The organism is Bathymodiolus heckerae thiotrophic gill symbiont, assembly GCF_900128515.1.
Taxonomy (GTDB): Bacteria; Pseudomonadota; Gammaproteobacteria; order PS1; family Pseudothioglobaceae; genus Thioglobus_A.
The window spans coordinates 1-8,533 of sequence record NZ_FQTP01000064.1 but is presented as its reverse complement, the minus strand read 5'-3'; the positions used below and the strand labels follow the sequence as shown (position 1 = coordinate 8,533).

General features: G+C 37.1%; 10 protein-coding genes. 4 read left to right on the top strand and 6 right to left on the bottom strand.

The features are described 5' to 3' along the window. From BTHERMOSOX_RS07975 to BTHERMOSOX_RS07960, 4 genes are all read left to right on the top strand, one after another. Nucleotides 1–424: FKBP-type peptidyl-prolyl cis-trans isomerase (locus tag BTHERMOSOX_RS07975; protein ID WP_138120558.1), on the top strand; the 424-nt coding region annotated here is incomplete at its 5' end. A 19-nt stretch (nucleotides 425–443) separates the two neighbouring features. Continuing rightward, nucleotides 444–1,109: a class I SAM-dependent methyltransferase gene (locus BTHERMOSOX_RS07970; protein WP_138120557.1), complete on the top strand. Its 666-nt coding sequence runs from the start codon at nucleotides 444–446 to the stop codon at nucleotides 1,107–1,109. 211 nt (nucleotides 1,110–1,320) lie between these two features. Beyond that, nucleotides 1,321–2,631 carry an MBL fold metallo-hydrolase gene (locus tag BTHERMOSOX_RS07965; protein WP_138120556.1) on the top strand — a complete coding sequence of 437 codons (1,311 nt, stop codon included), beginning with the start codon at nucleotides 1,321–1,323 and terminating at the stop codon, nucleotides 2,629–2,631. A gap of 42 nt (nucleotides 2,632–2,673) precedes the next feature. Then, complete coding sequence (locus BTHERMOSOX_RS07960) at nucleotides 2,674–3,945, top strand: hypothetical protein (protein WP_138120555.1); 1,272 nt, start codon at nucleotides 2,674–2,676, stop codon at nucleotides 3,943–3,945. A gap of 5 nt (nucleotides 3,946–3,950) precedes the next feature. Here the strand turns inward: BTHERMOSOX_RS07960 and BTHERMOSOX_RS07955 are convergent, their stop codons facing one another. From BTHERMOSOX_RS07955 to BTHERMOSOX_RS07930, 6 genes are all read right to left on the bottom strand, one after another. Then, a complete protein-coding gene (locus BTHERMOSOX_RS07955) occupies nucleotides 3,951–4,538 on the bottom strand; it encodes a DUF938 domain-containing protein (protein WP_138120554.1) in 588 nt (195 codons plus the stop codon). Then, on the bottom strand, nucleotides 4,535–5,662 hold the full coding sequence (locus tag BTHERMOSOX_RS07950) for a GNAT family N-acetyltransferase (RefSeq protein WP_138120553.1): 1,128 nt from the start codon (nucleotides 5,660–5,662) through the stop codon (nucleotides 4,535–4,537). The genes BTHERMOSOX_RS07955 and BTHERMOSOX_RS07950 overlap by 4 nt, the downstream gene beginning before the upstream one ends. Continuing rightward, the gene (gene rsgA / locus BTHERMOSOX_RS07945; protein ID WP_138120552.1) at nucleotides 5,663–6,625 is read right to left on the bottom strand and encodes a ribosome small subunit-dependent GTPase A; all 963 of its coding nucleotides are present in this window, start codon (nucleotides 6,623–6,625) and stop codon (nucleotides 5,663–5,665) included. It abuts the gene before it with no gap. A gap of 269 nt (nucleotides 6,626–6,894) precedes the next feature. Further along, nucleotides 6,895–7,176 (bottom strand): hypothetical protein, encoded by a 282-nt coding sequence (locus BTHERMOSOX_RS07940; protein ID WP_138120551.1) that lies wholly within the window; start codon nucleotides 7,174–7,176, stop codon nucleotides 6,895–6,897. A gap of 36 nt (nucleotides 7,177–7,212) precedes the next feature. Next, entirely contained in the window at nucleotides 7,213–7,482 is a 270-nt protein-coding gene (locus BTHERMOSOX_RS07935) for a hypothetical protein (RefSeq protein WP_138120550.1), read from the bottom strand. Continuing rightward, nucleotides 7,472–8,533, bottom strand: a 1,062-nt coding sequence (locus BTHERMOSOX_RS07930) for a M48 family metallopeptidase (RefSeq protein ID WP_138120549.1), incomplete at its 5' end; no start/stop codon positions are given. The genes BTHERMOSOX_RS07930 and BTHERMOSOX_RS07935, both read right to left, overlap by 11 nt.

Below are 8,533 nucleotides of genomic sequence, written 5' to 3'. Positions count from 1 at the left end.
CGATGTAATTGATTCATCACAAGGAAAAGAGCCTATGCCGTTTATTCAAGGTCATGGCAATATTATCCCTGGTTTGGAAAAAGCACTTGAGGGCATGAAAGTTGGTGAATCTTGTGATGTTTCTATTGCGCCTGAAGATGCGTACGGTGTTCATCATGAAGAAGGTATTCAAGAGATTCCTTTAGAGACATTACAAGGTATTGATAATTTAGAAATTGGCATGGAGTTACAATCGCAAGATGAGCAAGGCAATCCATTTATTGTTCATGTTGAAAAAATCAATGAAAAAACAGTAACCATTAATGCTAATCATCCTTTAGCGGGTGAAATACTTCACTTTAACGTTAGTATTGAAAATGTTAGAGAGGCCACAGCTGATGAGCTAGAGCATGGTCACGTTCATTCGGGATCTTGTTCTCACTAATTAGTTTAAGCGCCGCATAATGAATCAAGATTCTACTTGCGTCTTGTGCGGCTCTAGCCAAACTCAGCTTTATTATTCAAATGAAAATGTTAACTACTTACGCTGCTTTGAGTGTGAGATGGTATTTTTGCCTAAGCGTTTTCATTTGAATAATATCGATGAAAAATCCCGCTACGATCTTCATCAAAATGATTCTAAAAATACGGGCTATCGTCAATTTTTATCAACGGTTTTTGATCCGCTTATAAAACATGTACAGCCTAATTCTACAGACTTGAATTTTGGTTGTGGCCCCGGACCAACATTATCTTTAATGCTTGAAAGTGAAGGTCATGAGGTTGATTTATTTGATAAATATTATGCTAATAACGTCCAAGTATTTGAACGCAAGTATGACTTTATTACTGCAACAGAAGTGCTAGAGCATTTGTCTAACCCAAGGTTTGAGATTGACCGATTGTTTTCTTTGTTAAACCCCAAAGGTGTGTTGGCAGTAATGACGCAACTATTAACTAACAAGGTTATTTTTTCCACTTGGTATTACAAAAATGACCCAACACATGTTTGTTTTTTTAGTCAAAAAACTTTGGAGTATTTGGCACAAAAGAACAATGCTAAACTTGAGATTATTGGTGATAATACAGCGCTATTTTTTCCAAGCCAGCAGGGTGAAGTCGTTATTTAGATAGTTATCAATCAATTGATAATTTGAGGTCAGTTTTTCACCCAGATACACAATAGCGCATTGGCAAAATCCATACTAAGTACGCCTGTTAACGCTATAATTGTTGTTATTTTTTTCACTTTTATTCTTCTCTATTAAAAAAAATCAAATTCTAGCATAGAGCTACCCTGTATGTGATAATTGAGCTTAAATACTCACCTTATCAAAACTTATGTTAAAAAAAATCCTAACCATTGCCACTGCACTTACCGTATTAAATTCTCAAGCAGATATTGATATTATTGATGGCCATATAATGTTGGAATCGGTTAACAAGCAAATTGTTAATATCAATACAGAAGAATTAAACAAAATCCTTAATGAGGATGCCAGTGTAATTTTGATTGATGTGCGTACTCCTTCAGAGCTCAACTACACCGGCACAATTAAACGCGGCCAGAACGTTAATATTGTACGTGGTTGGTTGGAATTTCAAATTGGCGACCATGCTAAATCAAAAGACACGCCAATTATTGTTTATTGTGGTCGTAACTTGCGTTCGCCACTCGCAGCCAAAACTTTAGAAAACATGGGTTATACCAATGTAAAAAATTACGCCGATGGTTTCTTTATTTGGAAAGAAGAATTCTCTCCAGTTAGAATTAGTGATTATGAACCAAATAATATTTTGTATCGTTTGCCTGAAGAAATAGCACCGGGTGTTTACTCTGCAATTGGCGCCACACAGCCATACACTTATGAAAACTCAAATCATAATAACAACCTCTCGTTTATTGTAACCACTGATGGTGTATTAGTATTCAACGCTGGAGGTAGTTACCTCGTGGCTAAAGCCATGCATGAAGAAATCAAAAAAGTAACTGATCAAAAGGTCAAGTACGTGGTGTTAGAAAACTCACAAGGTCATGCAATTTTAGGCTCAAATTATTGGAAAGAGCAGGGTGCTATTATTGTGGCCCATGCGGAAGCTGACAAGGACATCAAGCATAGAGGTGAAGACATTTACATGCGTTCATTAAGAGTGCAAAAAGATAAGCTAATCGGTAGCAAAATCGTACGTCCAGATCTTACTTTCGAGGAAAAACTCAACCTACCAATGGGCGATACCAAAATTGAGCTAATGCATATTGGTGCCTCACATTCTCCAGATGATATCCAACTTTGGCTACCTGAGCAAAAGTTATTAATTAGTGGCGATACAGCTTTTAATGAGCGCATGTTGCCAATTTTTCCGCATACTAATGCACTGGCATGGATTGAAACTTGGGATAAAATCGAGGCACTTGAGCCGGAGATTATTATTCCTGGTCATGGTGAGCCAACAGATTTAGCAACCATTACTAAATTCACCAAGGATTATTTAGTTTACATGCGTGCTGAAGTTGAAAAAGTACTTGATGAAGATGGTGGTTTATATGAGGCTTACAATATCGGTCAATCAATGTTTAGAGATCGTGGAACCTACAGAGAGTTGCATAAGCAAAATGCTGAGCGTATTTTTAAACAAATGGAATTTGAATAAATGCAGCTCCCTGAGCTTATGATTAATCATCAGGATTAATCTATGTTTAATTCCTCGTTATCATTAGATCAGGCACCACCCTTAAAAATCCCACTTCTATTTTTTATTACCAGTCCTATTTTTGGCCTATTGGCCGGGTTGTTTGTTTTAGGCTTTGTACCTTCTTTAGAGCCTCAAACTTCATCAGAAGTGATGATTTTTACTCATTTTATTGCCTTGGGTTTTTTGGCTATGACCATGCTTGGTATCATATTTCAGATGCTACCAGTAACTGCCGGCGTTACTTTAAAACATCAGCAAATTATTGCACCACTCGTGCATGGATTGTTGTCAATCGGGTTGTTTGTTTTTGCGTATGCATTTTATACTTACCAAGCAACTTTAATGATTGTTGCCATGGTGATGCTGCTGAGCGCTTTTACGGTGTTTATTGTTGCTACGGTGTTTATTCTCAAAAATGCCAAGAGTGTCACCCCAACTATTAAAGCCTTTATTGGTGCTTTGGCATCGCTAACAATTGCGTTATTTTTGGCGGGATATTTACTCTTATCCCATGATAATACAAGCCTTTCAGAATATCATCAGACCATTCTTTATACGTATATTATTTTTAGCGTATTGGGTTGGATGGTTATGCTAATTATTGGCGTATCTTATCAAGTAATTCCTATGCTTTACGTAGCTGAAACTTACCCTAATCTTTATACCAAATACGCCATCAAGATTATTTTCGCCTTATTGGTAGGGCTTAGTTTTGCTTTGTTTTCAGGCAACACTTCTTTATATTTATTGTTTAAGGTGTTTTTATCTTTACTGCTGGCTGATTACGCTATTACCACTATCTCATTATTGTTCAATAGAAAGCGTAAGGTTTTCGATACCAGTACCTATTATTGGTATTTTTCTATGTTGATGTTGTTAAGCGCCATTGGTATTTCGCTAGCCAGTGAATGGTTGCATATTGCTCAATTAAACACACTAGCAGTGCTTATATTTTCGTATGGTTTTGCCATGTCGGTGATCACCGGAATGGTGTACAAAATTTTACCATTTTTGGTTTGGTTTCACTTAAATAACAAAGGCTACATGAGCATGCCAACCATAAACGAATTGATCGGCAAAAAATTAACCACAGTTCAGTTTATTTTGCATGTATTTGCCTTGTTGTTACTTGTTGCATTGGTATTTGATTCAAACTATCAAATCATCGCAGGGGTAATTATGGCTTTATCAAATGCAGTATTTTTATTTAATTTAATAAAAGGTTCTAGAATTTATTTCACCAAGCAAGGCTTGGAGAAGATGAACCCCTAAAAGGGTTAAGTTTTCTTCCAAACCAAAATTCGATTATTTGCCGGCATCTCAAAATCTTCAATTAATTTTAAATCAAATTGTTTAGCCAGTTCGTTAAGCGCTTCGAAATCGCGAATGGCGCTTTGCGGGTTTTGCTGTGCCAACCACACATCAAAATTTGCATTGCTTTCGCTGGTGTATTGTCCATTGTAATTAAACGGCCCATAAAGCATAAATAAACCATTATTTGCTAATGCACTACTGGCACTCTTAAAAAACTCTAACACTATCTTCCAGCTCATGATGTGTACCGTATTGGCAGAGAATATTGCTTCATAAATTGTATCAGGCCAATTGCCAGTTACATCAAGTTCTAAAGCTTTAGGCATGTTACTAAGTTGTGCTTCTTTTATCCAAGCATTCACACTGGGTAAATACATTGCCTGATCGCTTGCTTGCCAAGATAGATGCGCCAATGCATTGGCAAAATATACGCTATGTTGCCCCGTGCCACTACCGACTTCCAATACTGATTTTTTATTTACCAATAGTGGCGTGATAATTTTTAAAATTGGATCTTTGTTTTGATCACAAGAAGGTGAGTATTGCTTCATGGGTTTTTGTATGGATTGTGAGTATTAACGTGTTGCATATATTTTTGAATGTGCTCTTGCTCCATCTCACAAAAATCCTTAATTGGCTGTTTAAAACCTTCATCTTTAATCCAATGAGCTGATTGCGTTAGTGTTGGTACAAAGCCTCTAGCGACTTTGTGTTCGCCTTGTGCACCAGGTTCAAATACTTGCAGGTTATGTTTGATGGCGTACTCAATACCTTGATAGTAGCAAGCCTCAAAATGTAAATGATCAACCTGCTCAGAACAACCCCAGTGACGCCCATAAAGATGCGTGTCACTTTTAAACATGAGCGATCCAGCAATGCATTCATCATTCAAATCTGCCAAAAATAACAACACTTGATCAGGCATTGATTGAGCAATAGATTTGAAAAAATCAAGGTTAAGCGTTGGTGTGCCACTTTTTTCTAGAAATGTTTGATTGTAAAAATTTGAGAAATTTTGCCAATCAGCTTCTTTAGCGCCGTTTCCGTCTAGCTGTCGAATAATAACACCAGATTTTTTAACCTTTGATCGTTCTTGTCGAATGTTTTTGCGCTTTTTTTGCTTTAAATTGGCTAAAAAATCATCAAAATCGGCATAATTGTTATTATTCCAATGAAATTGGCAGTCATCTCGAATGAAAAGTGACGATTTTTTAAAAAAATCAATTCCATTACTCGGAAAAAGACAATGAAAGCTACTGGCATTAATTTTTTCACAAATTTTGTAAATGGCGTCTAAAAGCATGGGGAATATGCGGTTTTCATCATTTTTACTGGCCAAAAATCGCGCACCACTTGCTGGTGTGTAAGGGATTGAAGAGGTTAGTTTTGGATAGTAGTTTAAGCCGTGATGCTCGTAGGCATTATGCCAAACATGATCAAATACAAATTCGCCATAGTTATTGTATTTTTCATACAAGATTGCAGCGCCAATGAGTTGGTCGTTTTCGTGAATAACAACATGCCTAGGAATCCAGCCAAATTTTTCGCCAACGCAATTATGCGTCTCTAGTGCAGATAAAAACTCATGCTTGCAAAAAGGGTTATTATCGGTGATTAATGCATTCCATTGTGCGCTATCAATTTCCGATATTCTACTAACAATGCTAACGTTCATTTATGCGTCAATTAATTGCAAATAACTGGTGTAACGCATCGGATGAATATCGCCATTTTCAACTGCGGTTTTGATCGCGCATTTTGGCTCTTTGATGTGCGCACAATTTCTAAATTTGCACTCGCCAATAAATGGCTTAAATTCTCTAAAGCCACTCAAAATTTCTTTATCGGTAAGATCATCTAATTGAAATTCACGAATACCTGGTGAGTCAATTAAATCACCCCCTGAAGGGATGTGATAAAGCGTGGTGTTGGTTGTGGTGTGTTTGCCAAGTTTACTTTTAGTAGAAAGCTCATTAACGCGTAAGTTAAGATCAGGAATTAACTCATTAATGAGTGATGATTTTCCCACGCCAGATTGACCCAAAAATATATGAGTTTTATGATTTAATTGCGCTTTAAATTCAGCCACATTGGTTTGCTCTTTAACGCTCAAATAGCTAACACTATAGCCAGCTGATTTATACATGGAAAAATCATGAATAACTTGCTCAAAATTATTTGATAATTCGATTTTATTTACCACGATATTAATCGGCAATCCGGCATTTTCAGCCACTACTAAGTATCGATCAATCAGCTCGAATTGATAGTGTGGCTCAATGGCGACTACCAGCCAAAGCTCGTCAATATTGGCGGCAATGAGTTTTTGAGATCGGGCGAGTGAATTGGTGCGTTCGAGTAGGGCGGTCACCACACCTTTGTTTTCTTCTGTCGTTTGAAAAATAACTTGGTCACCTGCAACTGAGATTTCGATATTGCGTCGTCCAGTACACTGAAAAAGATCACCTGATTCATTTTCAACTAATAAGTGTTGGCCATAGCGAGTAATTACTTTTCCAGTTTGTGCATCATTGGCATCAATTTCAACGTCATTATCATCCGCAACACGATTGGCTCTAGCAATACGTTCAGCTTGGATTTTTTCAATGCGCCATTTTTGGCGTCGATTTAAGGGCATCTTAAAAGACCTTGGTAAGATTTTGTAAGCAATTTCAGGTTTTTTAATAAGACACAATTTTTTGAGTAATAGTTATTCATATTGCTGAAAAATTTAACACCATTAAAAAATCCTGAAAAGCTTACCCTGTGGGACTTGGAAAAATCTCCTTAGGCTTTATAAAATTATTTGATATATGAATAACTATACCTGCGTAATTTTACTTTTCCTAAAGAGATTTTTCGTTGTCAAAAATTACCAAGGTTTTTCAAGATGCCCCTTGGGTTCAATTATTTTTGCAGTTTGTAGTATTTGTCATTTAAGAATTTAACTTCGCCCGCTTCCTCTTCAGGAAACCAATCCACATTAAAAGCTGCCGCACAAGCACTCACTTGACGACGTAAGTCTAGCAAGGTTTTCATGCGCGTCACTTCTCGAGTGTAAAAATCATCATCGTGTTCAATGATGTGGCAACTTACGCAAGCCTCATCGTGACGATCTTGAGCATCAAAATCTGCAAAGGCAGTAGAAGTTGCGCTTAATATTGCTAATGCTGTTAATTGTTTTTTCATAACTCTCTCCATTGTATGATTAAAGTATACCGCTTATTAATCAAAAAGGAAAAACTCGGTATTTAAAAATTCTTCAGTGTCTTCAACATCTTGCGCATTCCACTCGAGTTGAAAATGATCACTACAAGCTTCAATCATATAGCGAAGTTCGGTGCGATTGGTCATCTCATTCCAACCTAGGCTTTGATACGGTGTGTGATGACATTTTGCACAACTTTCATCGTGCAATAATTTTCCATCACTAATATTTGGCACAGCCCAGCTTAAACTGGGCAGTAGTAGTAAACTGAATAGTTTAGCCTTCACTAGCCGCCTTAAGGTGATTAATGCGAATTGATGCCGATGGGTGTGAATCATGAAACGCAGAATACAGTCTATCTGGCGTAAGTGTTGAGGCGTTGTCGCGGTAGAGCTTTACCAAACTTGATACTAAATCATTCGCATTGGTATGTTTGGCGGCAAAAGCATCTGCCTCAAATTCATGTTTACGCGACAGCGCATTGCTAATTGGTGCAATGAAAAAGCTAAACACCGGCATTACCAACATAAACAAAATAAGCGCTGTGTGATTAGAGGAATTTTCAATACCCAGACCATTAAAAAACCACGGCTGATTAATTAAATAACCCAAAAGTGCCAAGCCTAGAAGTGAAATACTGAATGAGGTAATCATATGTTTGCGGATATGTTTATGATGAAAATGCCCTAGTTCGTGCGCAAGAATTGCCTCAACTTCATGATCTTCCATGCCTTTGAGTAGCGTATCAAAAAACACGATACGCTTATTTTTACCAATACCAGTAAAGTAAGCGTTACCATGTGAAGAGCGCTTAGAGCCATCCATTACAAACACGCCATCGCTTTTAAAACCCGTGCGAGCCAGCAAATTATCAATTTTGGCTTTTAACTCAATATTATCAAGCGGTTTAAATTTGTTAAAAATTGGCGCAATGAAACTTGGATAAGCCCAAAACATTAATAGTGAAAAGCCTGTCAATACCAACCACACATAAGCCCACCAATATTCACCCATTGCGCCCATCAAATACAAAATGGCGTAAATTAGTGGCAAGCCAATAATTAACATTAAAAGTAACTCTTTGAACAAATCACCAATAAATGTTTTGCCATCCATTTTATTAAAGCCAAATTTCTCTTCTAATACAAACGTACGATAAAGGCCAAATGGTAAATCAATCACACTAGCAATCAGTATTAAGCTCATGATAAAAAACACACCAGAATTTAGCGCATTGTAGCTCAGTGCTTGCCAAGTATTATCTAGCCAGTTTAGCCCGCCACCAAGTGTCCAGGCAAGTAGCACGAGTGTAGAGAAAATAATCTCAAAATGATTTAC